Here is a 24,768-nt window from a genome sequence, read left to right as displayed (position 1 = left end):
GACGAGGCGCCCGTCAGGAGTAGGAAGATGCAGAAATCCAAGCATGACGTGTGGGTCGGTCTGTTCGTGATGATCGGTGCCGCGGCGATCGTGTTCCTGGCCCTGAAGGCCGGCAACCTGCTGAGCCTGAGCTTCGACGACACCTACACGGTCTCGGCTCGCTTCGACAACATCGGCGGGCTCAAGGTGCGCGCGCCGGTGAAGAGCGCCGGTGTCGTGGTCGGGCGCGTGGTCGCGATCGGCTTCGATGCCGACACCTACCAGGCCCGCGTCGAGATCGATCTCGAGAAGCGCTTCGGCTTCCCGGCGGACAGTTCGGCCAAAATCCTCACGTCTGGGCTGCTCGGCGAGCAGTACATCGGCCTTGAGCCAGGCACTGAGGAGAAGCTGATGGTCACCGGCGACAAGATCCGCGTCACGCAGTCGGCGGTGGTGCTGGAGAACCTGATCAGCCAGTTCCTGTACAGCAAGTCGTCCGACTCGAACAACGGCGAGGGAGCGAAGAAGTGAAATCGGGTGTCTGTCGATCGGCGATCCTGGCGGTGGCCCTGGCGCTCGGCCTCGTCGGCTGCGCCACCGTCGAGCAGCCCGACCCGCTGGAGAAGCTCAACCGCAAGACCTTCGCGTTCAACGAGACGGTGGACCAGTACCTGATCGCGCCGCCGGCGCGCGTCTATCGCGAGGTTGTGCCCTCGGTCGCTCGCCAGGGCATCGACAACTTCTTCAACAACCTGCGCGATGTCTGGTCGGCCTTCAATCTGATCCTCCAGGGCCGCTTCGGCGACAGTGCGAACGACGTGATGCGTTTCGGCACGAACACCGTGTTCGGCCTCGTCGGCTTCGTCGACTGGGCCTCCGCGCTGGGCCTCGCGCCGCACTACGAGGATTTCGGCCAGACGCTGGGCGTCTGGGGCTTCGATGCCGGTGCCTACCTGGTGCTCCCGGTGCTGGGGCCGTCTTCGGCGCGCGATGCGGTCGGTCTGCCGGTCGACCTGCTGGCCTCGCCGGACCAGGTGGTCGAATCGGTCCGGTTGCGCAATGCGCTGACCGGCCTGCGCGTGATCAACACGCGCGCGGGGCTGCTCGACGCCACCGGGCTGCTCGACGATATCGCGCTCGACAAGTACAGCTTCGTGCGCGACGCCTACCTGCAGCGCCGCCGCAGCCTGGTGGAGGACGGCCGGCGTCGCGATGCAGGAGCGGTCGAAGAGGATTACGTTCCCGATGAACCGGCTACTCCTGCCTCTGCGCCGGCGGAGCCCGCCAGTGCGCCAGTGCCACAGGCCCGACCCTGAGCGCGGCGTGGTGATGCGCCCGATCCTGAAACCCCGAGCGCTGCGCCGCGTTGAACCTCATTGCAACGTCATGTAGCGTGGCGAACTTGTCGCCGCAAACGGTCTCCAAAAGGCTCGATCGTGGTCGTTTCCACTGAAAGGCAAACAAACATGCTGAAACGTCAATTCCTGTCGCTGAGTCTGGTCGCCCTCGGTCTGGCGCACGGCGTCGCGCTGGCCCAGACCGTGGCGCAGACGCCCGACGGCCTGGTCAAGCAGGTGTCCACCGAGGTGCTCGATTCCATCAAGCCGACAAGGCCATCCAGGGTGGCGACACCCAGCGCATCCTCGCGCTGGTCGACGCCAAGATCCTGCCGCACGTGGACTTCGACGCCATGACCGAGTTCGCTGCCGGCAAGGCGGCCTGGAGTCAGGCGACGCCGGACCAGCGCGCCCGGCTCCAGGACGAGTTCAAGGTCATGCTGGTGCGCCAGTACGCGGCGGCGTTCGCGCAGGTACGCGACCAGACGATCGAGTTCGGCCGGGTCGTCAAGAGTCCGGACAACCCCGGTGAAGTCATCGTGCGCACCAAGATCGTCGGCCAGCGTGATCCGGTGCCCATCAACTACTACCTGCGTCGGACCGGCGATGCCTGGAAGATCCACGACCTGGATGTGCTGGGCATCCGCCTCGGCCTGAGCTACCAGCAGCAGTGGATGCCCATCATCAAGCCAAGGGCATGGACGCCTGATCGCCGAACTGGCCCAGCGCAACAAGAGCGCTGGCGCCCGGGGCTGAGCGGGCATGCTGCTGCTGCCCGAGACGCTGACCCTGAACGAGGCGCGCGACACGTTGCGGCTGCTCAAGGTCTCGCTGGAGCGCGAGGCCGAGCCGCTGCTGGTGATCGACGGATCGCAGCTGCAGCGCTTCGACTCCACGGCACTGGCCGTGCTCCTCGAATGCCGCCGACTCGCCCAGGCCTGGGGCAAGCGTTTCGAGCTGACGGCCGTGCCCGAGAAGCTCAGCGAGCTGTCCCGGCTCTACGGGATCGACGATTTGCTCACGCCCTCGCCAGTGCAGGCGTGAGTTCGGTGCCCTGGCGGGCGCGGTGCGGGACGGGTGTCGGTTTACCATCGACGCTCACTCGACCGTGTCGTGCGCGAAGCCCATGTCCAGCCAACTCGAGCAGCTCAAGGCCTACACCACCGTGGTCGCCGACACCGGCGACTTCAAGCAGATCGCGGCCTTCGCGCCGCGCGATGCCACCACCAACCCGTCGCTGATCCTGAAGGCCGTCAGCCAGCCGGCCTATGCGCCGCTGCTGGCGCAGACCGCCGCGGCGCACCGCGGCCAGCCGCTCGACGCGATCGTCGACCGCGTGCTGGTGCGCTTCGGCTGCGAAATTCTCAACGTCGTCCCGGGACGCGTTTCGACCGAGGTCGACGCCCGGTTGAGCTTCGATGCCGCGGCCACCGTGGCGCGGGCCCAGCGCATCATGGCGCTGTACGAATCCGAGGGCATCGCTCGCGAGCGCGTGCTGATCAAGATCGCCGCCACCTGGGAAGGCATCCAGGCCGCCAAGGCGCTCGAGCACCACGGCATCCACTGCAACCTGACCCTGCTGTTCGCGTTCTGCCAGGCGGTGGCCTGCGGCGAGTCGGGCGTGCGGCTGATCTCGCCCTTCGTCGGGCGCATCCACGACTGGCACAAGAAGGCGGCCGGCGCGCGCTGGGACGAGGCCGCCAATGCCGGTGCCAATGATCCCGGCGTGAAGTCGGTGGCGCAGATCTGGCGCTACTTCCGCAAGTTCGGTATCGAGACCGAGGTCATGGGCGCCAGCTTCCGCAACACCGGGCAGATCCTGGCACTGGCGGGCTGTGACCTGCTGACGATCTCGCCGGAGCTCCTGGCCCAGCTGCAGGCCAGCGAGGCGACGGTGGTGCGGGCACTCGACGTCGATGCCGCGCTGCACTGCGATGCCAAGGCGCTGAGCTTCAACGAGGCGAGCTTCCGCTACGCACTCAACGAGGACGCGATGGCCACCGAAAAGCTCGCCGAGGGCATCCGTGCCTTCGCGGTCGACGCCGCGCAGCTCGACCGGCTGATCCAGGCGCTGTGATGTCCGCTTACTGGGTGCGTGGCGACCGCACGGCGGCCTGGGCGGACTTGAGCGCGCATTTCGCCGCGTCGGCCGCGAACTTCGACCTGCGCACCGCCTTCGCCGGCGATGCGCGGCGCTTCGAGCGCTTCGGTGTCGAGGCCCCCCACTTGTTCGCCGATCTGTCGAAGAACTGGCTGGATGCGCCCGCGCTGGCGCTGCTGCTGCGTCTGGCGCGTGAGGTCGGCCTGGAAGGGCGGCGCGACGCGATGCTCGCCGGCGCACCGCTGAACAACACCGAAGGCCGCGCCGTGCTGCACACCGCGCTGCGGGCGCCGCGCGACGCAGCGCCCCACGGCAGCGAGGTGCACGCGACGCTCGATGCGATGCTGGCCTTTGCCGAGCGCGTGCGCGACACCGCGCACAGTGGCATCACCGATGTGGTGAACATCGGCATCGGTGGCTCCGACCTCGGGCCGCAGATGGCGGTGCCCGCGCTGCAGGCCTACACGCAGGCCGGCCTGCGCAGCCATTTCGTCTCCAACCTCGACGGCCACGAGCTCGCACCGCTGTTGACGCAGCTGGATCCGCAAAGCACGCTGTTCATCATCGCGTCCAAGACCTTCACCACCCAGGAGACGATGGCCAACGCCGAGACGGCCAAGGCCTGGTTCCTGGCGCGCGGTGGACGCGACATCGCTCGCCACTTCGTCGCGACCACCACCAACGTCGACGCCGCGGTGGCCTTCGGCATCGACACCACCTTCGGCTTCTGGGACTGGGTCGGCGGCCGCTACTCGCTGTGGTCGGCCATCGGCCTGCCGGTGGCCATCGCGCTGGGTGCCACGCACTTCCGCGCACTGCTGGGCGGCGCCCATGCGATGGATCGCCATTTCGCGACGGCGCCGCTGGAGCGCAACCTGCCGGTGCTGCTGGGCCTGCTCGACGTCTGGTACCGCAACTTCCACGGGCTGACGAGCCGCAGCGTCGCGCCCTATCACCAGGGCCTGCGCCGCCTGCCGGCCTATCTGCAGCAGCTCGAGATGGAGAGCAACGGCAAGTGCGTCGACCGCGACGGCGAGCCGCTGCCGTTCGCGACCTCGCCGGTGGTCTGGGGCGAACCGGGCACGAACGCTCAGCACGCCTATTTCCAGATGCTGCACCAGGGCAGCGACGTGATCCCGGTCGAGTTCATCGCCGTGCGCGATACCAGCCATGCGCACCTCGATCTGCCGCCGGCCCTTCAGCCATTGCTGGCCGAACAGCAGCGCAAGCTGCTGGCGAACTGCCTAGCGCAGTCCCAGGCGCTGATGGCGGGCAAAAGCGAGGCACAGGCGCTGGCCGAGCGGGCCCCGACGGCCGCAGCCGACATGCCGCGCGACGTGCTGGCGCGGCACCGCAGCTTCCCAGGCAACCGACCGAGCACCACGCTGCTGCTGGAGCGCCTCGATCCGGCTGCGCTGGGCGCGCTGATCGCGATGTACGAGCACCGCGTCTTCACCAGCGGCGTGGTGTGGGGCATCAACAGCTTCGACCAGTGGGGGGTCGAGCTCGGCAAGGCGATGTGCAACGAACTGCTGCCGCGCCTGGATAGCGGTGACGCGAGCGGACTCGACGCCTCGACGGCCGGTCTGCTGCGGAAGCTGCGCGCGTGACGCGTCCGGCCGTCGTCTTCGACTTCGGCGGGGTCGTGTTCCGCTGGCAGCCGCTGGCGCTGCTGCAGCAGGTGCTGCCGCAGCACGCCACCGACGACAGTGGTGCACGCGCGCTGGCCGAGCGCATCTTCCAGGGCTTTCGCCCCGGCAGCGACTGGGCCGGGTTCGACCGCGGCAGCCTCGATGCCGACGCGCTGGCGGCGCGCATCGCCGTGCGCACCGGGCTGGCCACCGCCGAGGTGAGGGCGGTGATCGACGCGATCCCGCCCCACCTCGAGCCCGAGCCCGGCACGGTGGCGCTGTTGCGAGCGCTGCGCGACGCCCGGCGGCCGCTGTACTACCTGTCGAACATGCCGGCGCCGTATGCGGACCACCTCGAGCGCCGGCACGGCTTCCTGGCGTGGTTCGAGGCCGGGCTGTTCTCGGCGCGCATCGGCCTGATGAAGCCCGAGCCAGCGATCTTCCGGCGTGCCGAGCTCGACTTCGGCATCGACCCGGCGCGCAGCCTGTTCATCGACGACCACGCCGGCAACATCGAGGCGGCCCGCGCCGCCGGCTGGCGCGCGCTGCACTTCACCGGGCCGGCCGACTGCGAGGCGGCGCTGCGCGAGCAGGGCTGGCTCTAGGATCCGTCAGCGTGGCGTGCCCAGCCAGCGCTCGGCCAGCCGCACCCACAGCGTTGCCCCGAGCGGGATCAGGTCGTCGTTGAAGTCGTAGCTCGGGTTGTGCAGCATGCAAGGGCCCAGGCCGTGTCCGCCCTCGCGGTGCGCGCCGTCGCCGTTGCCGATGACGAAATAGCAGCCGGGCCGGTGCTGCAGGTAGTAGCTGAAATCCTCGGCTCCCATCGTCGGCTCGAACTCCAGCACGTTCTCGGCGCCCACCACCTCGGTCATCACCGACTGCGCGAATGCGGTCTCCGCCGCATGGTTGATGGTGGGCGGATAGTTGCGCGAGAACTCGAAGCGGCAGCGCGTCTCGAAGGCCGCGCAGGTGGCGTCGGCGACGGTCCGCATGCGCTGCTCGATCAGGTCGAGCACCTCGGTCGTGAAGGTGCGCACGGTGCCGCGGATCTCGCAGCTGTCGGGCACGACATTGGTGGCCTCGCCGGTGTGGATCATCGTCACGGAGATCACGCCGGTGTCGAGCGGGCGCTTGTTGCGCGTGATGATGGTCTGGAAGGCCTGCACCATCTGGCAGGCCACCGGGACCGGATCGACACCGAGATGAGGCATCGCCGCGTGCGCGCCCTTGCCCTGGATGGTGATGCGGAACTCGTTGCTGCTCGCGAACACCGGGCCGGTCTTCAGCGCGAACTGGCCGACCTTCAGCCCAGGCCAGTTGTGGGCGCCGAACACGGCCTCCATCGGAAAGCGCTCGAACAGCCCCTCCTTGATCATCTCGCGCGCGCCGCCGCCGCCTTCCTCGGCCGGCTGGAAGATCAGGTAGACGGTGCCGTCGAAGTTCCGGTGCCTGGAGAAGTGCTGGGCGGCCGCGAGCAGCATCGCGGTGTGACCATCATGGCCGCAGGCGTGCATCTTGCCGGCGTGGCGGCTGGCGTGGGGGAAGGTGTTGTGCTCGGTGATCGGCAGCGCGTCGATGTCCGCACGCAGGCCGATCGCGCGGTCAGACGAGCCATTCTTGACGATGCCGACCACACCGGTCGTGCCCAGCCCGCGATGCACCGGGATACCCCAGTCACCCAGGTCCGGGCGATCACGTCCGCGGTGCGGCGCTCCTCGAAGCACAGCTCGGGGTGGGCGTGCAGGTCTCGGCGGATCGCGGTGACCGCGGCACTGTCGGCGAGGATGGATTCGATCAACTGCATCGGCGTCTCCCCAGCGGGCGAAGATTCCACCTCGCATGGTAATGCCGCGCCCGGCGACGCAGCCGCGACAGGGTCGTTCTGCAGCCTCCGCCGGCACGAGGCACACTCCATGCCGGGCCGGCCGAGACGCGGGCGGCAGGGAGGACCGCGATGAGAGGACGAAGCTTTGTCGGTGCCGCCGTGGCGTTCGGGGCGCTGGCCGCCGGCAGTGCGGCGCTGGCCCAGGTCGCCAATTACGGCTTCCTGCGCAACACGCCGATCAGCCGCTTCAACGAGCAGGATTTCAAGCTCTACCGTGCCGCCGTCACGCAGGCGCTGGCCGCGCCCGAACTGGGCGTGCCGGTGACCTGGCGCAACGACCGCAGCGGCAGCGAGGGGAGCGTCACGGCGCGCGAGGGCGAGCGCGCGGGTTGCCGCGTGGTGGTGATGGAGAACCGGCACAAGGCGCTCAGTGCCCGCAGCGAGCAGCAGCTCTGCAAGGTGGACGGCAAGTGGAAGGCGACGGCGGGCTGACCCGCAGCGTGCGCGGCGCCTGCCCGCACGACTGCCCCGACACCTGCGCGTTGCGCGTCACGGTGCGCGATGGCCGCGCGGTGAAGGTCCAGGGCGACGCCGACCACCCGACCACCCACGGCGCGCTGTGCACCAAGGTCTCGCGCTATCCCGAGCGCACCTACCACCCCGAGCGCGTGCTGCACCCGCTGCGGCGCGTCGGGCCCAAGGGCGCCGGGCGCTTCGAGCGGGTCGGCTGGGCCGAGGCGCTGGACGTCATCGCGACGCGCCTGCAGGCGATCGCTGCGCGCGACCCGCAGGCCATCGTGCCGTATAGCTATGCCGGCACGATGGGCTTGGTGCAGGGTGAAAGCATGGCCGCGCGCTTCTTCCACCGCCTGGGGGCCTCGCTGCTCGACCGCACCATCTGCGCCAGCGCCGGCGGCGAGGCGCTGACGGCGAGCTACGGTGCCAAGGTCGGCATGCACGTGGAGCACTTCGCCGAAGCGAAGCTGATCCTGATCTGGGGCAGCAACAGCATCGCGTCGAACCTGCACTTCTGGACCTACGCCCAGGCGGCCAAGCGCGCCGGCGCGAAGCTGGTCTGCATCGATCCGCGCCGCTCCGAGACCGCCGACAAGTGCCACCAGCACCTTGCGCTGCTGCCCGGCACCGACGGTGCGCTGGCGCTCGGCCTGATGCGCGAGCTGATCGTCAACGACTGGCTCGACCATGACTACATCGACCGCCACACCGAGGGCTGGCCAGCGCTGCGCGAGAAGGCACTCGCCTGGACGCCCGAGCGCACCGCCGCCGTCTGCGGCCTGGACGCCGAGCAGGTGCGTGGCCTGGCGCGTGACTACGGCGGCACACGGCCGGCCGCGATCCGCCTCAACTACGGCATGCAGCGCGTGCATGGCGGCGGCAACGCGGTGCGCCTGATCGCCACGCTGCCCTGCCTGATCGGCGCCTGGCGGCATCGCGCCGGCGGGTTGCTGCTGTCGAGCAGCGGCTGGTACCCGATCGACCACGGCGCCCTGCAGCGGCCCGAGCTGCTGGGCGCGCGCCGTCCGCGCACGATCAACATGAGCACCATCGGAGACGACCTGCTGCGCGAGAGCTCGGCCGGCTTCGGCCCGAAGATCGAGGCGCTGGTGGTCTACAACAGCAATCCGGTCGCGGTGGCGCCCGAATCGCCCCAGGTCGTGCGGGGCTTCGCGCGCGAGGATCTGTTCACCGTGGTGCTGGAGCACTTCCTCACCGACACCGCCGACCACGCCGACTTCGTGCTGCCCGCGACCACGCAGCTCGAGCACCTGGACGTGCACCGCAGCTACGGCCACACCTCGGTGCTGATCAACGAAGCGGCCGTCGCGCCGCTGGGCGAGGCGCTGCCCAACACCGAGATCTTCCGGCGCCTCGCCGCGCGCATGGGCTATGTCGACCCCTGCTTCGGCGACAGCGACGAGGCGATCGCCCGCCAGGCCTTCGGCCGCCACGTGCGCTTCGACGAGCTGCGTGAACACGGCTGGGTCCAGCTGCCGCTGCCCGAGGCGCCGTTCGCCGACGGCGGCTTCCCCACGCCGAGCGGGCGCTGCCGCATCGACGCGCCCGGCTGGGGCGTGCCCGACCACGTGCCCAACCACGAGTCGGCGCAGAGCACGCCCGAGCTCGCTGCGGCCTATCCGCTGGCGATGATCTCGCCGCCGGCGCGCAACTTCCTCAACTCCAGCTTCGTCAACGTGAAGAGCCTGCGCGACATCGAGGGCGAGCCGGTGCTGGAGATCCACCCGGGCGACGCGGCGCCGCGCGGCATCCACGATGGTGCGCTGGTGCGTGTCTTCAACGAGCGCGGCCAGTATTGGTGCAAGGCCGTGCTCAGCGAGCGGGCGCGCCCCGGTGTGGTCAACGGCCTGGGCATCTGGTGGCGCAAGCTCGGCGTGCGCGGCAGCAACGTGAACGAAGTCACCCACCAGAAGCTCACCGACCTCGGTCGGGCCCCGAGCTTCTACGACTGCCTGGTCGAGGTGCGCGCGGACTGAGCAGTCCGTCACGCGGCCGATGCGTCGCGTGGAAGTCCGGTCGCTGGCCAGCGCGGTGGCATGTGTCTTGCCACATTGCCGCGTCACCAGAACGTTGGGAATCCGTCTTGAAACCTGCTGTCCGTCGGGCCGCGCGTCCTCTCGCGTGCGCCGTCCTGCTCGCGAGCCTCGCGGCCGCCTCCCGCGCCGCCGACCCCACGACGATCGAACAGCTGAAGTCCGGGACCGACATGGTCTGGATGATGGCCGCCGGCGCCTGGTGTTCTTCATGCAGGCCGGCTTCGCGCTGCTGGAAAGCGGCATGAGCCGCGCCAAGAACGCGATCAACGTCATCATGAAGAACTACTGCGACACGTGCTTCGGCGCGGTCGCTTTCTGGGCCGTGGGCTTCGGCCTGATGTTCGGCGCCAATGCCAGCGGCTGGATCGGCACCGACCGCTTCCTGCCGCACGCGATGCCCGAGGCCGACTACGGGCTGCTGTTCTTCCAGATGATGTTCGCCGCCACCGCCGCCACCATCGTCAGCGGCGCGATCGCCGAGCGTGCGCGTTTCTGGGCCTACATCGTCAGCTCCGTGCTCATCACCGGGCTCATCTACCCGGTGTTCGGGTCCTGGGCCTGGGGCTCGCTGTTCTCCGGCCAGGGCTGGCTGCGCGAGATGGGCTTCATCGACTTCGCCGGATCGACCGTCGTGCACTCGGTGGGCGGCTGGTCGGCGCTCGCTGCCGTCCTGGTGATCGGGCCCCGGCTCGGACGCTTCGGACCCAACGGCGAGGCGCGCCCGATGCTCGGCCACAACCTCACCTCGGTGGCGCTCGGCGGGTTCATCCTGTGGCTGGGGTGGTTCGGCTTCAACGGCGGCAGCACCGCCGCGGCCACGGTGGGCATCGGCAAGATCGTGCTCAACACCCACCTGTCCGGCGCGGCGGGGGCGATCGGCGCTTTGGCGATGCTGGCGCTCGGCCGCCAGCCGGTGCTGATGACGGCGGCCGTCAACGGGAGCATCGCCGGCCTGGTCGGCGTCACCGCGGGCTGCCACGTGATGGAGCCGGCCTATGCGCTGCTCACCGGCTTCGTGGCCGGCGGGCTGAGCGTGCTGGCCGGCTGGCTGCTTGAGGCGGGTCGCATCGACGACGTGGTGGGAGCCGTCTCGGTGCATGCGGTCGGCGGCGTCTGGGGCACGCTGGCGGCCGGGCTGTTCAAGCACGACGCGATGTTCGACCTGCGGCAGCTCGGCGTGCAGGCGATCGGCTGCGGCGTCGCCTTCGTGTGGTCCTTCGGCACCGCGCTGCTGATGTACTGGCTGCTGGCCCGCAGCATGGGCCTGCGCGCCAGCACGCTCGACGAGCAGCGCGGCCTCGATTTCACCGAGCACTACGAGATCGGCTACCCCGAGTTCCAGCAGGACGCGGTGCACCGGGGCAAGCGATGAGCGGCGGTGCGTCGACGATGGCAAGCCGCGACAACGATCCGGTCACTGTGCGGCGTGCGCTGGCGCACGCGCTGGCCGAGTACCTGGAGGCGCCGCGCGTGCGCGACGCGGTGATGCTGTGGTGCCAGCAGTTCCAGGGGCGCGGCGCGCTGTTCCTCGGCCTGAGCCGCTACTGCCGGCAGATCGCCGACGGCTTCGGCCTGGCCGGCAAGGAAGCCGAGCTGCACCTCAGGATCTTCCGCGCGCTGCAGAGTGACCCGCGGCGCCTGCCGGACGATCCACTGTCCTCGCAACCCTTCGAGTCCACCGAGCCGGGCAGCCTGCCACCGGGCTCCGTCGCCCCGGTGGCGCCGCGGCTGGGCGAGGGGGTGGCGGCCCTGCAGGCCTTCTTCGCGGCGATCGAGGCCCAGCTCTCGCGCGATCTGCCGGTCGGCCTGACGCCGGCGCGCGTGCGCCGCGCGCTGATCCGCCACGCGGCCAGCCTGCCGCGACCCCAGCAGCACGCGGCGTCGCTGTGGTGGAGCGGGCAGGTGAGCACGCTCGATGGCGACTGGCCGGCCGGCGGCCATGGCACGCTGCTGATCAACGTGATGTACGTGGCACTCGCCGAACTGCTGGGGCCGGTGCGCGCGGACGCCTGCTTCACGCAGGCCGTCGACCGGCTCGAGGCCAGTGGTGTCCCGGCGCTGACCGGCATCCGCCGCTACCTGTAGCGCCCGCCGACCTGTCCGCATGGAGCCGTAGACTGCGCGCCATGCTGCTGCGCGCCCGGTCCTGGTGGTTCTCTCTTGTCGCGGTCGGCGCTGCGCTGGCGCTGCTGGGCGGCTGCGGCAGTGTCGCCTACCTCTCGCAATCGGTGCAGGGCCACCTCGGCGTGATGCGCGCCGCGAAGCCGGTCGATGACTGGCTGGCCGACGCCGGCACGCCGGCCGTGCTGCGCGAGCGCCTGCTGCTGAGCCAGCGCATGCGCGACTTCGCGGTCCAGGAGCTGGGCCTGCCCGACAACGCCAGCTACCGCCGCTATGCCGACCTCGGCCGGCCCGCCGTGGTGTGGAACGTGGTCGCGGCGCCCGAGCTGTCGCTGAGCCTGAAGACCTGGTGCTTCCCGGTGGTCGGCTGCGTCGGCTACCGCGGTTACTTCGACCGCGGCGCGGCCGACGCGCTGGCCGCCGAGTTGATGTCCCAGGGCCAGGAGGTCAGCGTCTACGGTGTGCCCGCCTATTCCACGCTCGGCAAGCTGCCCGGTGACTTCCTTGCCGACCCGCTGCTCAATACCTTCATCGGCTACCCCGAAGGCGAGCTGGCACGGCTGATCTTCCACGAGCTGGCGCACCAGGTGGCCTATGCGAAGGACGACACCGAGTTCAACGAAAGCTTCGCGACCGCGGTCGAACGCCTCGGCGGCGAGCGCTGGCTCGCGCAACGGGCCGACGCTGCGGCGCGCGAGGAGTACGAGCGCTTCGATGCGCGCCGCCGCGACTTCCGCACGCTCGTGCTCGCCACCCGCACGCAGCTCGACGCGCTGTACCGCGGGCCCGGCAGCGAAGCCGACAAGCGTGCCGGCAAGGCCGCGTTGATGGCGGAGATGCGCGCCGAGCACGCGCGCCTCAAGGCCGGTCCGTGGGCCGGCTACGGCGGCTACGACGCCTGGTTCGCGCGGGCCAACAACGCCAGCCTGGGCGTGCAGTCGGCCTACAACGCGCTGGTGCCGGGCTTCGAGGCACTGTTCGCCGCCGAGGGCAGCGACTTCTCGCGCTTCTACGCCGAGGTGCGGCGCCTCGCCAGCTTGCCGCAGGCCGAACGCCGCGCCACACTCGGAGCCGGCCGTCAGCTGCCACCGCCCTGAACCGAACCGAGTGTCTCCATGCCCGACATCGCCCTGCATCGCCCCCACCAGCTCGGCCTGAAGCGCGCCCGCGAGATCGCGTGGAAATGGGCCGAGGACGCCGAAGCCAAGTTCGGCATGGAATGCACGGTGGAGGAGGGCGATGACGAGGACGTGGTGCACTTCACGCGCAGCGGCGTGAACGGCACGCTGCTCGTGCGCAGCGATGCCTTCGAGCTCGCCGCGAAGCTGAGCTTCCTGCTCGGCGCCTTCCAGAAGACCATCGAGGGCGAGATCGAGAAGAACCTCGACGGCCTGCTGGCGGCGGAGCACAAGCGCGCCAAGGCGCCGGCTGCGGCGAAGAAGGCGGCGCGCAAGAAGACCTGACAAGGTCTGCACGTTTCATACGGCCTGTATGCGAGCGCTGAGCGGGCGCCGCGCCGGTCCACTGTGTTGCGTTCATGTCCCCCGAGCCCGCCCTCCGGCCGGGCTCTCCTCCTCTACTTCACTCCACACAGCGGCCCGTCACGGCGCTTCAATACACCGCGGTGTGCTGGGGTTGTGAAGCCTTCGCGTGCCGCGGTGGTGCGTGCGACCAGGGCATCGGGTGAATGGCGAAGTGAGGTAAAGGAGGAGCGGTCGGCCCGCGGGGCCGGCCCCGGGGGACACGAACGCAGCCGTTCACCCGATGCCCTGGTCAGCAGCGCTCACACGCTGCACATGCCAAGCGCGACTCCCTACTTCAGCGACTCGATCAACTCGATGTAATCCTGCTGCGCAGACTCGCCGGCGGTGCCCTTCAGTTCATTCCACGCGTCCCACTTCGCGCGACCCACCATGTCGGAGAAGCCGGGGCGCTTGCCGTCCACGTCGCCGGCGGTTGCCTGCTTGTAGAGGGCGTAGATCCTCAGCAAGGTCTGGTTGTCCGGCTTCTCCGGCAGGGTCTTGGACGCAGCGACGGCGGCATCGAAGCGGGCTTTCAGATCGGCCATGGAGCGCTCCTCGTGGGCAGGGGACAGCAGTGAAAATCAGATTGACGCTGTCGATCTTACCGAGCATCGTCGCGGCCAAAACCCGAGAACAACCCGAGGAGACCCTTGATGGCCACCGCCACGCCGGAGCGCATGTCGCGTGTCGATACCGCGTGGCTGCGCATGGACAATCCGTCCAACCTGATGATGATCCTGGGCGTGTGGCTGCTCGAGCCCGGCGTGTCGCATGCGGCGCTGTGCCAGCGCGTCGAGGAGCGCCTGCTGAAGTACAAGCGCTTCCGCCAGAAGGTGGTGGAGGACGCGATGGGCGCGAGCTGGGTCACCGATCGCAGCTTCGACCTGCAGCGCCACGTGCGCAGCGAGCGACTGGCGCCGCGCAAGGGACAGAGCCCGCGCCAAGCGCTGGAGGCGCGGGCCGCCGAGCTGGCGACCACCCCGCTCGACCCGGCCCACCCGCTGTGGCAGCTGCACCTGATCGAGGACTACCCCGACGTCGAGGGCCGGCGCGGCAGCGCGATGATCGCGCGCATCCACCATTGCATCGCCGACGGCATCGCGCTGATCTCGGTGATGCTGTCGATCACCGACGGCGGCAAGCCGCCGCCCGAGCGCGCACAGAAGCCCGACGACGAGAAGGACTGGCTGAGCGATGCGGTGCTCAAGCCGATCACCGACGTCGCGATCAAGGCCATCGGCCTCTACGGCGACGGCGTCGCCAAGTCCGTCGAGCTGCTGTCGAAGCCGCAGCAGCCGTTGTTCGGCTCGGTCGAGATGGCGCTCACCGGCGCCCAGATCGTCAAGGACGTCGCTGCGCTCGCGCTGATGCCCGACGACTCGCCGACGCGGCTCAAGGGCAAGCCCGGCACCAGCAAGCGCGTGGCGTGGTGCGAGCCGATCCCGCTGGACGACGTGCGCTCGGTCGGCAAGGCACTGGGCGCGTCGATCAACGACGTGCTGCTGGCCTGCGCCGCCGGTGCGATCGGCGGCTACCTCGAGGCAAAGGGCGACGACCCCACCGGCCAGGAGATCCGTGCGATGGTGCCGGTCAACCTGCGGCCGCTGGAGAAGGCGCATCAGCTGGGCAACCGCTTCGGCCTGGTGCCGCTGGTGCTGCCGATCGGCATCGCCAACCCGGTGCAGCGTGTCTACGCGGTGCGCCGCCGCATGAACGAGCTCAAGGGCAGCTACCAGCCGGTGCTCGCGTTCGGCGTGCTCGCCATCGCCGGGCTGCTGGTCAAGCCCGTGCAGCACGCGCTTCTGAACCTGTTCGCCAAGAAGGCGACGGCGGTCATGACCAACGTGCCCGGCCCGAAGGAGCCGCTGAAGTTCTGCGGTGCCACGCTGCGGCAGACCATGTTCTGGGTACCGCAGTCGGGCGACATCGGCATGGGCGTGTCCATCCTCTCCTACGGTGGCGGCGTGCAGTTCGGGCTGATCACCGACTCCACGCTGTGCCCGGACCCCGAGGCGATCATCGAGCGCTTCGCACCCGAGTTCGAGAAGCTGCTGCTGGTGACGCTGATGCTGCCGTGGGGCGAGTGAGGACGCCTCACGCACGCCCGGCGGTGGCGGTCACGGCGGCGTCGGCAGGCCGGCCAGGTAGCGCTCCGCCAGCGTCCGGTCGATGAAGCGCCGGGCATCGTCGACGTCGAAACGCTTGCCCTCGACCAGGCCCTCGGCGTACTCGAAGAAGGGCGCGAACAGCCCGCCCTGGTCGACCGGCGCACGCAGCGCGAAGCGCGGCTGGGCGCTGCCGATGCGGCGCCAGGCGGCGCGCACCTCGGCCCAGAACGGCTCGGTGCGCTCGAAGTAGGTCTGGCCGGCGCTGAAGTCGTGGCCGGTGATGCGCTCGTAGCGCGCCACGCCGTACTCGCGCGCCAGATAGGGCAGCGTCGCGCGTGGCCGGCCGCCATCGCCGAGCGCGAGCTTCAGGTTGTTCTCCTCCTGCACCCAGCCGCCGGGCGTGATGGTGTGGCGGTTGCTGCCGACCAGCACCTGGTAGTCGCTGCGGACGCTGAACTCGCGCCGCGGCAGCGGGCGCCAGGTCTCGTCGCTGATCCAGGTGGAGAAGCTGTCGCCGTGCTGCCAGCGCCCGCGCGCCGCGTAGCGCGGCGAGTCGTCGACCTGCAGCACGCTCTGCACCCAGCTGCCACTGCGTTCACCGGCCGGTACCGGCCGGCGCACCCAGGTGTTGCGGCCTTCGTAGGCGAGCAGGCTGTCGGCCTCGTAGCGCCACTCCTGCCGCCAGTGCCGCACGACGATGGGCTCGCTGACCTGGCCGTCCTGCATCTGCACCCGCATCACCAGGATGTGCTGCAGTGCGATGAAGTCGCCGCGGTCCTCGGACACGAACACCTGCTCGGTGCCCCAGCTCTGGTAGGGCGCGTCCGGCTTCAGCGCGGGATCGAAGCGCAGCACCTCGAGGAAGTCGAAGCTCACGCGGTAGGGACCGGCCATCGCGAGGATGGCGCGGCGGTCGCGCTCGCGCGCGCTGAGACCGGGCTCGCGCAGCCGCTTCCAGGCCTCGCTGGCCGCGGTGTCGAGCTCGACCGGCACGCCGCGCGTGCTGGCGCCGCGCGGCTTCAGTGCCGCCTCGCCGAGCGGCCAGGCGAAGATGAACTGGCTGGGTGCGGCGGCCGGAGCCGCCTCGGTGTAGGCCGCAGCGGCCCAGGGCAGGGTCAGCAGCGCAAGCAGGAACAGCAGTGCGGGGGACTTCTTCATGCGGCGCATTCTGTGCGCGTTCGCGCCGCCGGCCGCAATGCACCTGCCGAATGTCCGGGCTTGGCGCTCGCCCATGAAAAACGGCGCCCCGGGGCGCCGTCCTGCATGGATCGGGTCAGGCTCAGAACTGGAAGGCCAGCCGCACGCCGCCCCAGTGGCGACCGTTGACGGTGACCGGTGCCGCGGCTTCCTTCATCAGCACGAAGTTGCCGCCGCCCATGTCGCGCCGGTAGGTCTGCAGCAGGAAGGGCCGGGTGTTGCGCGCCGACGCGAGGCCGGTGCGGTCGTTGAAGATGCGGCGGTAGCGGCTGTTCGCGGTGTTCCACACCGGATCGTTGCTGCGCTGCGGGTTGCAGTACTGGCGGTTGTGCGTGGCGACGTAGCCGTTGCGGTCGACCGCGATGCAGTAGACGACCTTCTGGTTCAGCGTCAGCAGGCGCTCCTGCACCTGCGGGAACAGCCGGTCGGCCAGCGCGACGAAGCGCGTGGTGTGCTGGGCCGGGTTGGTGCCGGGCACGGCCTGGTAGTTCTCGTCGAACAGGTCGGCGACGGCGATGGTGTTGGTGCGCAGCGCGTCCTCCAGCAGCTTGCTGATCTGCGAGGCCGCCTCCTGGACACCGCGGATGTAGGGCGTGTCGTCGGTGTCGATGCCGCAGTCGGCCACCACTTCGATCATGTTCTCGCTGACCTTCAGGAAGGCTTCGCTGCGCGCCGTGGCGCTGCCCAGCGTCTGGCTGGAGCGCTGCATCTCGCGGTCGATCGCGGCCATCTGCTCGTTCAGGCCGTCGCAGATCGTGCGGCTCTGCACCGCCGCGGCGCTGATGCTGCCGACCCCGCCCTGCACCTCGGCCAGCGCCCGGTGGAAGGCGCCTTGCGGCGCCTCGCCCTCGCGCAACTGGATCTCGCGCGCCAGCGCGCCGACGCGCTGGTCGAGCTCGGCCACGGTGCTCATGATCTGCTTCGACGAGGCCTCGACCTTGGCCGACAGGTCCTTCACCGCGTCGGCCACGACACCGAAGCCGCGTCCGGCCTCGCCGGCCCGGCCGGCCTCGACCGAGGCGTTGAACGCCACCAGGCGCGTCTGCAGCGCGATCTGCGTGATCTGTCCGGCCGCGGCCGCCACCTGGCGCAGCGTGTCGACGATACCGCCCACCTCGGTGCCCACCTGCTCCACCGCGGCGCGTGCGCGCTCCACGGCCTTCAGGCTCTCGGTGGTGGTGGTACCGATGCCCCTTGCGCGCGCTGCACCTCGCCCAGCTGGCTGCCGAGCGTCTGCAGTGCCTGGACCTGGCGCTGGTTGACCTGGTTGCTGTCCTCGATCAGGCCGCGCACCTCGGCCGCGTCACGGCCGAGACGGGAGGCCGCCTGGGCGATGCTCTGCACCGCCTGGCGCAGGTCGGGAGCTGGCGCCGCGACGGGTGCCGGGTCGGTGGCAGCGGCCGCGCTCGGGGTCTTCTTGAACAGGCTCAGCATGGTTGTCTCGTGCTCGCTTCTTTTTGGGGTTCAGTGGTCGCGCAGCTTGGCGCGCAGGCGCGCGATCGACTGGCTGTGCAGCTGGCAGACGCGCGATTCGGTCACGCCCAGCACTGCGGCGATCTCCTTGAGGTTCATGTCCTGCTCGTAGTACATCCCCATCACGAACTGCTCGCGCTCGGGCAGGGTCTTGATGGCCTCGATCAGCGCCAGGCGCATGCGATGGTCCTGCAGCAGGGCCACCGGGTTCTCGTTCTCGTCGGCCACGTGGCGGTCGAGGAAATCGTTGTCGCCATCGTCGCCGGACATGTCCTCCAGATAGACGAGCTGCGTGCCGCGCACCTTGCCCAGCAGCTCCTGGTAGTCGGCGAGCGACAGGCCCATCTGCTTGGCGATCTCGCTCTCCGCCGGCGCGCGGCCGAGCTGCTGCTGCAGCTTGTGCACCGCGACCTCGATCTCGCGCTGCTGCTTGCGGTTGCCGCGGCTCATCCAGTCGCTGCCGCGCAGCTCGTCGAGCATCGCGCCACGGATGCGCTGGGTGGCGAAGGTCTCGAACTGCACGCCCTGCGCACTGTCGAAGCGCGACATCGCGTCGGTGAGGCCGATCAGGCCGACCTGGATCAGGTCGTCGATCTCCACGTTGGCCGGCAGCTTGGCAATCATCTGGTGCGCAAGACGACGCACCAGCGGGCTGTACTGCTTGATCATGGCGTTCGTTTCGAGGCGACCGGTGGCGGTGTACATGTCGGGCTCCAGGCGGTGTTCGGCGGTTCGTTCGGTCTTCGATCGGGGATTCAGCGCGACCGCGGCAGGCGCGAGCCCAGCGACGGCAGCGCGGAGCGTGCGCCGATCTCGCCGGCCAGTGCGCCGAACACGCTGTCGCTCACGGTGTGCGGCAGTGCGCAGGCGAGCTGTTCACGTGCCAGGCGCTTCAGCCGCAGGCTCGGGCCATCGGTGGGCGCCTCGGCCGGGTCGACGGCCACCCAGTCGTGCAGCGTGGCCCCCAGGAAGTCGTCGGCGCAGCGCGCCATGCGTTCGGCCACCTTGGCCGCGCGCGGCGAATCGGGCGGGGCGCTGAACAGCAGGTCGTGCGTCAGCAAGGCGGCGCGCGTCGCCAGCAGCTTGATGGCCGCATAAGCGTGCGTGACGCTGTCGGGCTGCTCGTCGCACAGGACGATGGGGCGCACCGTGGCCGCCTGCAGCTCCTGAACGCGACGCGCGAACAGACGGGCCAGTTCGGCAGCGCTGGCATGCACCAGCAGCACATCGATGTCGGGAGCGGCTTCGGAAATGGCGTCGAGGAAGCCGGAGGTCGAGCCGCTCGCATCCACGAAGCGCAGCGTCAGGCCGCCGGCAGCGAGGTAGCTCACGTGCGGGCTCAGCGTCTCCACGCCCTCTGCGAGGTCGAAGCTCGCCAGCTCGGCTGGTGCGCGGGCGTTCTCGCCGGCGTCGACCACGAGCGTGCGCAGACCCTGCTCGGCGTAGGCGCTGCACAGGCGCTCCAGCAGGGCGCCGCCGAAGGCGATCTTCGGGTTGGACACCACCGGGATGCAGCGCATCGTGCGGCTCACGAACAGGCGGCGCAGGCCCTGGGCCTGGTCGGCCGGTGCGGGGTGGGTCGGCAGATCGTCGAGCTGGTTGTACCAGCTGTCGGTGGCGGGGCGGCAGGCGCGGCGGGGCAGGTCGGTGGACATGGCGGCAGCGGGGTCGTCGGGATCGGGAAGCTCAGGCGCGGCCGGCCGGTACGGGGCGGCGTTCCGTCATCTGCGGCGTGGCGAACACCAGGTTCATCTCGCTCGCGTCGAAGTTGTAGGCCGGGCTGCCGGTGGCGCGCAGCGCGCGGTGCACCAGGGCCTGACCCGACAGGCGATGCCAGTCCTCGGGCACTCGCTGGCCGTTGGCCACCGCGACGATCTTCTGCTTGTGGCGGATCACGGCGTCGAGTGCCGGCGCCAGCTTCACGGCCTCGTCGAGCTTGGACAGCACGATGCCCTTGCAGGCGGCGGCACGGTAGGAGGTCATCACGTCGTCGATGGTCTCGCCCTGCACGGCGGTGTTGACCACCAGCAGCTTGTTGATCGAAGGGTGCGCCAGCATGTCGAGCAGTTCGCGCGTGCGGGTGTCGCGCTGGGCGACGCCGGCGGTGTCGATCAGCACCATCTTCTTGGCCGACAGCAGCTCCAGCAGGTCTTCCAGCGCGGTGCGGTCGTGGGCGGTGTGCACCGGCACGCCGAGGATGCGGCCGTAGGCGCGCAGCTGTTCGTGGGCACCGAGACGGTAGCGTCGAGGGTGATCAGGCCGAGGTTGGACGCGCCATGCCGGGTGGCGAAGGCGGCGGCCAGCTTGGCGGTCGACGTGGTCTTGCCGACGCCGGTGGCGCCGATCATCGCGAACACGCCGCCCTGGTCCTCGATCGGCAGCTCGCGCTCGCCGGTCATCAGGTTGCGCTCCAGCACGCTGGCGGCCCAGGCCTGCTCGTCGCCGACGTCGGCCGTCATGCCAGCCACCAGCTTGCGGATCAGCACCGGCGAGAAGCCGCACTCGAGCAGCTTCTGGGTCAGCTTGGCCTGAGCGGGCTCGCGCTGCAGCTTCTCCATGAAGGCCAGCGCGCCGAAGCGCTCCTCGATCAGCCCTTCATCGAGCGCAGCTCGCTCAGCATCGTGGCATCGGCCTGGGCCTCGCGCAGGATCGGCGGGCTGGCGGTGGCGGACTGTGTCTGGCGGCCGTAGACCACCTGCTCGCGCAGCACCGGCATGGTGGCGGCCTGCTGGCTGGCGATCCGGTGCTGCACGGCATCGACCGCCGCGTCGACCGCATCGTCGTCGTCCAGATCCTGGGCGTACAGCGTCGCCTGGGCGGCGGCACGGGCCGGCGCCATCGGGGCGACGTTGAGGGTCGGCTCGGTGCGTTCCTCGCGCAGCGCTTCGCCGCGCAACGCGGCCTCGCGCTTCTTCAGCATGCGGTCGCGCACGTAGTCCTGGAAGGACAGCGTGCTCATCGACAGTTGTTCCACGTCCTGCTGCACATCGTCGGCCGTCGCGGAACGGCCACCCTTGGCGGCCTTGACCGGCTTCGCGGGCTTGGCGGGCGCCGGCTGCGCGGCGGCGGCCTGCTGCTGCACGGCGGCCTGGCGCTCGACCGCGGCCAGCGCGCCCGGCGCCATCGCCAGCATCTCGATGCCTTCGGGGCAGGGCTTGGTCGACAGCACCACGCGTCGTCGCCGAGGGCCTGGCGCATCTTGGTCATCGCGTCGCGCGAGGTACGGCCTGTGAAGCGTTGGACGTTCATGCGGAGCCTCTGGGTCGGGGTCTGTCAGGGGGGCGGATCAAGCGGCGGCGCCGATGATCGAGCCGATGCGGATCGAATGGGTGTCTGGGATCTCGCTGTGCGAGAGCACACGCAGCCGCGGCGCGGCGCGCTTGAGCAAACGGGCGATGGGCACGCGGATCGCATCGGGCACCAGCAGGCAGGCCGGGTGGCCCAGGTCCTCCTGGCGCTTGGCGGAGTCGGCGGCGGAACGGGTCAGGATGTCGGCCATGCTGGGGTCCAGCACCGGGCCGTTCTGCGAGGTCAGGGCCTGCGACAGCAGGCGCTCGAGGTCGGGCTCGATGGCGATCACCTCGAGCTCGCGCACCGGGCCGTAGATCTGCTGCACGATCGCAGGCGCCAGTGCCACGCGGATGCGGCGCGACAGCTCCTGCGGGTCGTTGGCGAGGTTGGGGTTGGCGCCGACGTGCTCGGCCAGCGCTTCCACCACCGAGCGCATGTCGCGGATGTGCACGCCTTCCTCCAGCAGCAGCTGGAGCAGTTTCTGGAGGGCGGCGATGGGGACCATCTTCGGGACCACGTCTTCGATGAGTTTGGGTGCCAACTTCGTCACATGCTCGACCAGCTGCTGCGTTTCCACGCGGCCCAGCAGGCGCGCTGCATTCACTTGCATCAAGTGTGAGAGGTGGGTCGCCACCACGGTCGAGCAATCAACGACCGTATAGCCGGCCATTTGCGCCGCTTCGCGCTGGCGCTCCTCGATCCACGTGGCGGGCAGGCCGAAGGCCGGGTCGGTGGTGGTGGTACCGATCAACGGCGTGCTGGCGTGGCCGGGGTTGATGGCCATCAGCATGCCGGGGAAGGCTTCTCCCTCGCCGATCACGGCGCCGCGCAGCGTGAGCCGGTACATGCTGGGGCGCAGCTCGAGGTTGTCGCGGATGTGCACCGACGGCGGCAGGAAGCCCACGTCCTGCGCGAACTTGCGGCGCACGCCCTTGATGCGCGTCATCAGGTCGCCCTGGCGTTCCTTGTCCACCAGCGCGATGAGGCGGTAGCCCACTTCCAGGCCCAGCGTGTCGACCGGCTGCAGGTCGTCCCAGCTGGCCTCGCGTCGGGGGCCGGGCCGGCCGCGGCGGCCGGCCTGGGGGGCGCCAGCTTGGCGCGCTGCTCGCGCTGGTGCATCAGCCATGCGACGTAGCCGAGCGCGCTCGCGATCAGCAGGAACACGAAGTGCGGCATGCCCGGGATCACGCCCAGCAGCCCGATCACGCCGGCCACGATGCCCACCGACTTGGGCGTCTTGAACATCTGGCCCATGATCTGTTCGCCGACGTCCTGCTCCTTGCCGACGCGCGACACCACCATGGCGGCCGCCACCGAGATCAGCAGGGCCGGGATCTGCGCCACCAGCGCGTCGCCGATGGCCAGCAGGATGTAGCTGTCGGCGGCCTTGCCGGCGCTGAGGTCGTGCTGGACCACGCCGATGATGAAGCCGCCCACGATGTTGATGAACAGGATCAGCATGCCGGCGATCGCGTCGCCGCGCACGAACTTGCTGGCACCGTCCATGGAGCCGAAGAACTCCGCCTCGTTGCCCACCTCGGCGCGACGGCGCTTGGCCTCCTTCTCGTCGATCAGGCCGGCGTTCAGGTCGGCGTCGATCGCCATTTGCTTGCCGGGCATCGCGTCCAGGGTGAAGCGCGCGCCGACCTCGGCGATGCGCTCGGCGCCCTTGGTCACCACGATGAAGTTGATGACCACCAGGATCGCGAACACGATGATGCCGACCGCGAAGTTGCCGCCGATCAGGAAGTGGCCGAAGCTCTCGATCACCGCGCCGGCGGCGCCCGGGCCGGTGTGGCCTTCCATCAGCACCACGCGCGACGAGGCCACGTTCAGCGACAGCCGCAGCAGCGTGGTCAGCAGGATCACCGCCGGGAAGGCCGAGAAGTCCAGCGGCTTGACCATGTAGGCCGACACCATCATCACCATCAGCGCGATCGCGATGTTGAAGGTGAACAGCAGGTCCAGCGCCAGCGGCGGCAGCGGCAGCACCATCATCGCCAGCACCATCAGCACCAGCAGCGGCACTGCCAGGCTGCGGATCATGCGGGCGTTGGGACCAGCCAGGCCTGGACTTGGGAGAGCATCGGGTTCATGCCGGGACCTCAGCGCTTTCTGCGGAAGACGGTTTGTTGTGCGGGTCGAGCTCGGCGGGCACCGGCAGCTCGGGCAGTTCGCCCGGCAGCGGTGCCTTGCCGGCCAGCGCGGCGCGCAGCTGGTACACATAGGCCAGCACCTGGGCCACCGCGGTGTAGAGCGCGATCGGAATCTCGCGGTCGAGCTCGGCGTGCGCGTACAGGGCACGCGCCAGCACCGGGGCCTGCAGTACCGGCACCTTGGAGTCCTTGGCGAGGTCGCGGATGCGCATCGCCATCAGGTCGGCGCCCTTGGCGACCACGCGCGGGGCACCGCCCCGGCCTTCCTCGTACTTCAGCGCGACCGCATAGTGGGTCGGGTTCATCACCACCAGGTCGGCCTTGGGCACGGCGGCGAGCATGCGGCGGTTGGCCATCTCGCGCATGCGCGCCTTGACCTTGGCCTTGACCTCGACGTTGCCCTCGTTCTCCTTGTGCTCCTGCTTCATTTCCTGGTGGCTCATCTTCAGCCGCTTGGCGTGCTGGAAGCGCTGCAGTGGCACGTCGATCAGGGCGAACACGGCCAGCGCGAGCAGCAGGAACATCAGCCGTAGAGCACGTCGTTGCCGGCCTGGGCCAGCGCCGTGGGCAGCGGCAGTGTCAGCGTGCTGGTGAACTGGAAGACGTTCTGCGACAGATAGAAGGCACCGACCAGCCCGATCACCAGCGCCAGCACGCAGCTGCGTACGGTGTCCACCAGGCGGTCGGCCGACAGCATGCGCGGGAGACCGGTCAGGGGGTTGAGCTTGCTGAACTTGGGCTCGATCGCCTTGAGCGTGAAGTTCCAGCCGCCGACCGTGAGGCTGCTCGCCAGCGCCGCCAGCACCATCACCGCCCCGATCGGCAGCATCGCCCACGCGAACTGCACGCCCAGTTCGGCCAGGCGCTCGGACATGCTGGCGGTGCCGTTGAGGGTGCCGGCATCGAAGCGCAGGCCGCTCTGCAGCAGCCGCGTCATCCAGCCGGTGGCGGTGGGAGCCATCGCCGCCAGCAGGGCGATGCCGGCCGCCACGGCCGCGAAGTGACCGAGGTCGCGCGAGCGCGGCACCTGCCCGTCTTCACGCGCCTTCTTCAGCTTGCGTTCTGACGCGGGCAGGTTGCGGTCTTGGGCGCCTTGATCGGCCATGGTTCCTCGGAAGAGTCCTGAAGGAGGATTCTTCCGGGAGGCCGCGAAAACTTGAGCGAGATAAGCGGGGCAGGGACCGTGCTTTTCCGGTCGCGGGCCGAATGCCGCCCTGAATGCGAACGGCGCTCCTGAGAGCGCCGCGAGGAAGAAGCCTGGGGTTCGCCGGGCCTCAGGCCTTCACCACCCCGCTGTGCGCGGCCAGCGCTGCTGCGCCGCGTGCGTTGTAGACGGCTGCTTCGCGCGGGATCAGCACCTCGATCGCGCGGTCGAGGGCCGCGGTGGCGCGCGCCAGCGTGTCGCGTTGCGAGGCGACCTGGCCGCTGGCCTGGGCCAGGCGCTGGCGCAGGC

At 69.8% G+C, this 24,768-nt stretch carries 24 protein-coding genes and 3 pseudogenes; 14 read left to right on the top strand and 13 right to left on the bottom strand.

The window, feature by feature from the left end; all coding sequences use genetic code 11:
• Window positions 1-27 precede the first annotated feature (27 nt).
• The 7 genes and pseudogenes from mlaD to Y694_RS07625 all read left to right on the top strand — a co-directional run bounded on the left by mlaD (window position 28) and on the right by Y694_RS07625 (window position 5,653).
• The gene (mlaD, locus tag Y694_RS07655) at window positions 28-510 is read left to right on the top strand and encodes an outer membrane lipid asymmetry maintenance protein MlaD (RefSeq protein WP_011830675.1); all 483 of its coding nucleotides are present in this window, start codon (window positions 28-30) and stop codon (window positions 508-510) included.
• Window positions 507-1,295, top strand: coding sequence for a VacJ family lipoprotein (locus tag Y694_RS07650; protein WP_011830674.1), 789 nt, complete (start codon window positions 507-509; stop codon window positions 1,293-1,295). The genes mlaD and Y694_RS07650 overlap by 4 nt, the downstream gene beginning before the upstream one ends.
• Before the next feature lie 164 nt (window positions 1,296-1,459).
• Window positions 1,460-1,945: pseudogene (locus Y694_RS27065) on the top strand (phospholipid-binding protein MlaC); the annotation flags it as partial.
• A gap of 133 nt (window positions 1,946-2,078) precedes the next feature.
• A complete protein-coding gene (locus Y694_RS07640) occupies window positions 2,079-2,360 on the top strand; it encodes a lipid asymmetry maintenance protein MlaB (protein ID WP_011830672.1) in 282 nt (93 codons plus the stop codon).
• Between the two features lie 82 nt (window positions 2,361-2,442).
• Window positions 2,443-3,393, top strand: a complete 951-nt coding sequence (tal, locus tag Y694_RS07635; RefSeq protein ID WP_036231346.1) for a transaldolase — start codon at window positions 2,443-2,445, stop codon at window positions 3,391-3,393.
• Window positions 3,393-5,027: a glucose-6-phosphate isomerase gene (pgi, locus tag Y694_RS07630; RefSeq protein WP_036231344.1), complete on the top strand. Its 1,635-nt coding sequence runs from the start codon at window positions 3,393-3,395 to the stop codon at window positions 5,025-5,027. Before tal ends, pgi begins: the two co-directional genes overlap by 1 nt.
• Window positions 5,024-5,653: an HAD family hydrolase gene (locus Y694_RS07625; protein WP_036231342.1), complete on the top strand. Its 630-nt coding sequence runs from the start codon at window positions 5,024-5,026 to the stop codon at window positions 5,651-5,653. The genes pgi and Y694_RS07625 overlap by 4 nt, the downstream gene beginning before the upstream one ends.
• 6 nt (window positions 5,654-5,659) lie before the next feature.
• Here Y694_RS07625 and Y694_RS07620 read toward each other — a convergent pair.
• Window positions 5,660-6,852: pseudogene (locus Y694_RS07620) on the bottom strand (M20 aminoacylase family protein).
• A 150-nt stretch (window positions 6,853-7,002) separates the two neighbouring features.
• Between Y694_RS07620 and Y694_RS07615 the strand changes: the two are divergent.
• The 6 genes from Y694_RS07615 to Y694_RS07590 all read left to right on the top strand — a co-directional run bounded on the left by Y694_RS07615 (window position 7,003) and on the right by Y694_RS07590 (window position 13,030).
• On the top strand, window positions 7,003-7,365 hold the full coding sequence (locus Y694_RS07615) for a hypothetical protein (RefSeq protein ID WP_129448524.1): 363 nt from the start codon (window positions 7,003-7,005) through the stop codon (window positions 7,363-7,365).
• The gene (locus tag Y694_RS07610; protein WP_036231338.1) at window positions 7,344-9,386 is read left to right on the top strand and encodes a molybdopterin-dependent oxidoreductase; all 2,043 of its coding nucleotides are present in this window, start codon (window positions 7,344-7,346) and stop codon (window positions 9,384-9,386) included. Before Y694_RS07615 ends, Y694_RS07610 begins: the two co-directional genes overlap by 22 nt.
• Before the next feature lie 268 nt (window positions 9,387-9,654).
• Complete coding sequence (locus Y694_RS07605) at window positions 9,655-10,818, top strand: ammonium transporter (RefSeq protein ID WP_197028760.1); 1,164 nt, start codon at window positions 9,655-9,657, stop codon at window positions 10,816-10,818.
• The gene (locus Y694_RS07600) at window positions 10,815-11,531 is read left to right on the top strand and encodes a hypothetical protein (RefSeq protein ID WP_011830664.1); all 717 of its coding nucleotides are present in this window, start codon (window positions 10,815-10,817) and stop codon (window positions 11,529-11,531) included. The genes Y694_RS07605 and Y694_RS07600 overlap by 4 nt, the downstream gene beginning before the upstream one ends.
• 41 nt (window positions 11,532-11,572) lie before the next feature.
• Entirely contained in the window at window positions 11,573-12,664 is a 1,092-nt protein-coding gene (locus tag Y694_RS07595; protein WP_051495636.1) for an aminopeptidase, read from the top strand.
• An 18-nt stretch (window positions 12,665-12,682) separates the two neighbouring features.
• Window positions 12,683-13,030, top strand: a complete 348-nt coding sequence (locus tag Y694_RS07590; RefSeq protein WP_011830662.1) for a polyhydroxyalkanoic acid system family protein — start codon at window positions 12,683-12,685, stop codon at window positions 13,028-13,030.
• Between the two features lie 350 nt (window positions 13,031-13,380).
• Here Y694_RS07590 and Y694_RS07585 read toward each other — a convergent pair whose 3' ends face one another.
• Window positions 13,381-13,635 carry an acyl-CoA-binding protein gene (locus Y694_RS07585; protein ID WP_011830661.1) on the bottom strand — a complete coding sequence of 85 codons (255 nt, stop codon included), beginning with the start codon at window positions 13,633-13,635 and terminating at the stop codon, window positions 13,381-13,383.
• Window positions 13,636-13,743: 108 nt separating this feature from the next.
• Between Y694_RS07585 and Y694_RS07580 the strand changes: the two genes are divergently transcribed.
• Window positions 13,744-15,177 carry a wax ester/triacylglycerol synthase family O-acyltransferase gene (locus Y694_RS07580; protein ID WP_036231336.1) on the top strand — a complete coding sequence of 478 codons (1,434 nt, stop codon included), beginning with the start codon at window positions 13,744-13,746 and terminating at the stop codon, window positions 15,175-15,177.
• Between the two features lie 30 nt (window positions 15,178-15,207).
• Here the strand turns inward: Y694_RS07580 and Y694_RS07575 are convergent, their stop codons facing one another.
• From Y694_RS07575 to Y694_RS26470, 11 genes and pseudogenes are all read right to left on the bottom strand, one after another.
• Window positions 15,208-16,356: a DUF6607 family protein gene (locus Y694_RS07575; protein WP_231497581.1), complete on the bottom strand. Its 1,149-nt coding sequence runs from the start codon at window positions 16,354-16,356 to the stop codon at window positions 15,208-15,210.
• Window positions 16,357-16,477: 121 nt separating this feature from the next.
• Window positions 16,478-17,551: a methyl-accepting chemotaxis protein gene (locus Y694_RS07570; protein ID WP_231497580.1), complete on the bottom strand. Its 1,074-nt coding sequence runs from the start codon at window positions 17,549-17,551 to the stop codon at window positions 16,478-16,480.
• Between the two features lie 5 nt (window positions 17,552-17,556).
• The gene (locus Y694_RS25590) at window positions 17,557-17,829 is read right to left on the bottom strand and encodes a hypothetical protein (protein ID WP_231497579.1); all 273 of its coding nucleotides are present in this window, start codon (window positions 17,827-17,829) and stop codon (window positions 17,557-17,559) included.
• 30 nt (window positions 17,830-17,859) lie between these two features.
• The gene (locus tag Y694_RS07565) at window positions 17,860-18,573 is read right to left on the bottom strand and encodes an RNA polymerase sigma factor FliA (RefSeq protein WP_011830657.1); all 714 of its coding nucleotides are present in this window, start codon (window positions 18,571-18,573) and stop codon (window positions 17,860-17,862) included.
• A gap of 50 nt (window positions 18,574-18,623) precedes the next feature.
• A complete protein-coding gene (locus Y694_RS07560) occupies window positions 18,624-19,523 on the bottom strand; it encodes an antiactivator of flagellar biosynthesis (protein ID WP_011830656.1) in 900 nt (299 codons plus the stop codon).
• Window positions 19,524-19,554: 31 nt separating this feature from the next.
• A complete protein-coding gene (locus Y694_RS25585; protein WP_231497578.1) occupies window positions 19,555-20,058 on the bottom strand; it encodes a hypothetical protein in 504 nt (167 codons plus the stop codon).
• Window positions 19,980-20,426: a hypothetical protein gene (locus Y694_RS25580; RefSeq protein WP_231497577.1), complete on the bottom strand. Its 447-nt coding sequence runs from the start codon at window positions 20,424-20,426 to the stop codon at window positions 19,980-19,982. Before Y694_RS25580 ends, Y694_RS25585 begins: the two co-directional genes overlap by 79 nt.
• A 29-nt stretch (window positions 20,427-20,455) precedes the next feature.
• Window positions 20,456-21,037 carry a hypothetical protein gene (locus Y694_RS25575; RefSeq protein WP_231497576.1) on the bottom strand — a complete coding sequence of 194 codons (582 nt, stop codon included), beginning with the start codon at window positions 21,035-21,037 and terminating at the stop codon, window positions 20,456-20,458.
• A gap of 117 nt (window positions 21,038-21,154) precedes the next feature.
• A pseudogene (flhA, locus tag Y694_RS07545) lies at window positions 21,155-23,255 on the bottom strand (flagellar biosynthesis protein FlhA).
• A complete protein-coding gene (locus Y694_RS26475; protein WP_255343774.1) occupies window positions 23,252-23,839 on the bottom strand; it encodes a flagellar biosynthesis protein FlhB in 588 nt (195 codons plus the stop codon). The pseudogene flhA and the gene Y694_RS26475 overlap by 4 nt, the downstream one beginning before the upstream one ends.
• A complete protein-coding gene (locus Y694_RS26470; RefSeq protein ID WP_253950250.1) occupies window positions 23,839-24,420 on the bottom strand; it encodes an EscU/YscU/HrcU family type III secretion system export apparatus switch protein in 582 nt (193 codons plus the stop codon). The genes Y694_RS26475 and Y694_RS26470 overlap by 1 nt, the downstream gene beginning before the upstream one ends.
• Between the last annotated feature and the right edge of the window lie 348 nt (window positions 24,421-24,768).

It is taken from the genome of Methylibium sp. T29-B, from assembly GCF_000576225.1.
Taxonomy (GTDB): domain Bacteria; phylum Pseudomonadota; class Gammaproteobacteria; order Burkholderiales; family Burkholderiaceae_C; genus Methylibium; species Methylibium petroleiphilum.
This window is presented reverse-complemented; position numbering and strand designations above follow the sequence as displayed.

What these genes read in the sequence shown, in the direction of transcription:
- mlaD (WP_011830675.1), top strand. Translation starts at nt 28, where the DNA reads ATGCAGAAATCCAAGCATGACGTGTGGGTCGGTCTGTTCGTGATGATC.
- Y694_RS07640 (WP_011830672.1), top strand. Translation starts at nt 2,079, where the DNA reads ATGCTGCTGCTGCCCGAGACGCTGACCCTGAACGAGGCGCGCGACACG.
- tal (WP_036231346.1), top strand. Translation starts at nt 2,443, where the DNA reads ATGTCCAGCCAACTCGAGCAGCTCAAGGCCTACACCACCGTGGTCGCC.
- pgi (WP_036231344.1), top strand. Translation starts at nt 3,393, where the DNA reads ATGTCCGCTTACTGGGTGCGTGGCGACCGCACGGCGGCCTGGGCGGAC.
- Y694_RS07615 (WP_129448524.1), top strand. Translation starts at nt 7,003, where the DNA reads ATGAGAGGACGAAGCTTTGTCGGTGCCGCCGTGGCGTTCGGGGCGCTG.
- Y694_RS07605 (WP_197028760.1), top strand. Translation starts at nt 9,655, where the DNA reads ATGCAGGCCGGCTTCGCGCTGCTGGAAAGCGGCATGAGCCGCGCCAAG.
- Y694_RS07600 (WP_011830664.1), top strand. Translation starts at nt 10,815, where the DNA reads ATGAGCGGCGGTGCGTCGACGATGGCAAGCCGCGACAACGATCCGGTC.
- Y694_RS07595 (WP_051495636.1), top strand. Translation starts at nt 11,573, where the DNA reads ATGCTGCTGCGCGCCCGGTCCTGGTGGTTCTCTCTTGTCGCGGTCGGC.
- Y694_RS07590 (WP_011830662.1), top strand. Translation starts at nt 12,683, where the DNA reads ATGCCCGACATCGCCCTGCATCGCCCCCACCAGCTCGGCCTGAAGCGC.
- Y694_RS07585 (WP_011830661.1), bottom strand. Translation starts at nt 13,635, where the DNA reads ATGGCCGATCTGAAAGCCCGCTTCGATGCCGCCGTCGCTGCGTCCAAG.
- Y694_RS07580 (WP_036231336.1), top strand. Translation starts at nt 13,744, where the DNA reads ATGGCCACCGCCACGCCGGAGCGCATGTCGCGTGTCGATACCGCGTGG.
- Y694_RS07575 (WP_231497581.1), bottom strand. Translation starts at nt 16,356, where the DNA reads ATGAAGAAGTCCCCCGCACTGCTGTTCCTGCTTGCGCTGCTGACCCTG.
- Y694_RS25590 (WP_231497579.1), bottom strand. Translation starts at nt 17,829, where the DNA reads ATGCTGAGCCTGTTCAAGAAGACCCCGAGCGCGGCCGCTGCCACCGAC.
- Y694_RS07565 (WP_011830657.1), bottom strand. Translation starts at nt 18,573, where the DNA reads ATGTACACCGCCACCGGTCGCCTCGAAACGAACGCCATGATCAAGCAG.
- Y694_RS07560 (WP_011830656.1), bottom strand. Translation starts at nt 19,523, where the DNA reads ATGTCCACCGACCTGCCCCGCCGCGCCTGCCGCCCCGCCACCGACAGC.
- Y694_RS25580 (WP_231497577.1), bottom strand. Translation starts at nt 20,426, where the DNA reads ATGGAGAAGCTGCAGCGCGAGCCCGCTCAGGCCAAGCTGACCCAGAAG.
- Y694_RS26475 (WP_255343774.1), bottom strand. Translation starts at nt 23,839, where the DNA reads ATGTTCCTGCTGCTCGCGCTGGCCGTGTTCGCCCTGATCGACGTGCCA.
- Y694_RS26470 (WP_253950250.1), bottom strand. Translation starts at nt 24,420, where the DNA reads ATGGCCGATCAAGGCGCCCAAGACCGCAACCTGCCCGCGTCAGAACGC.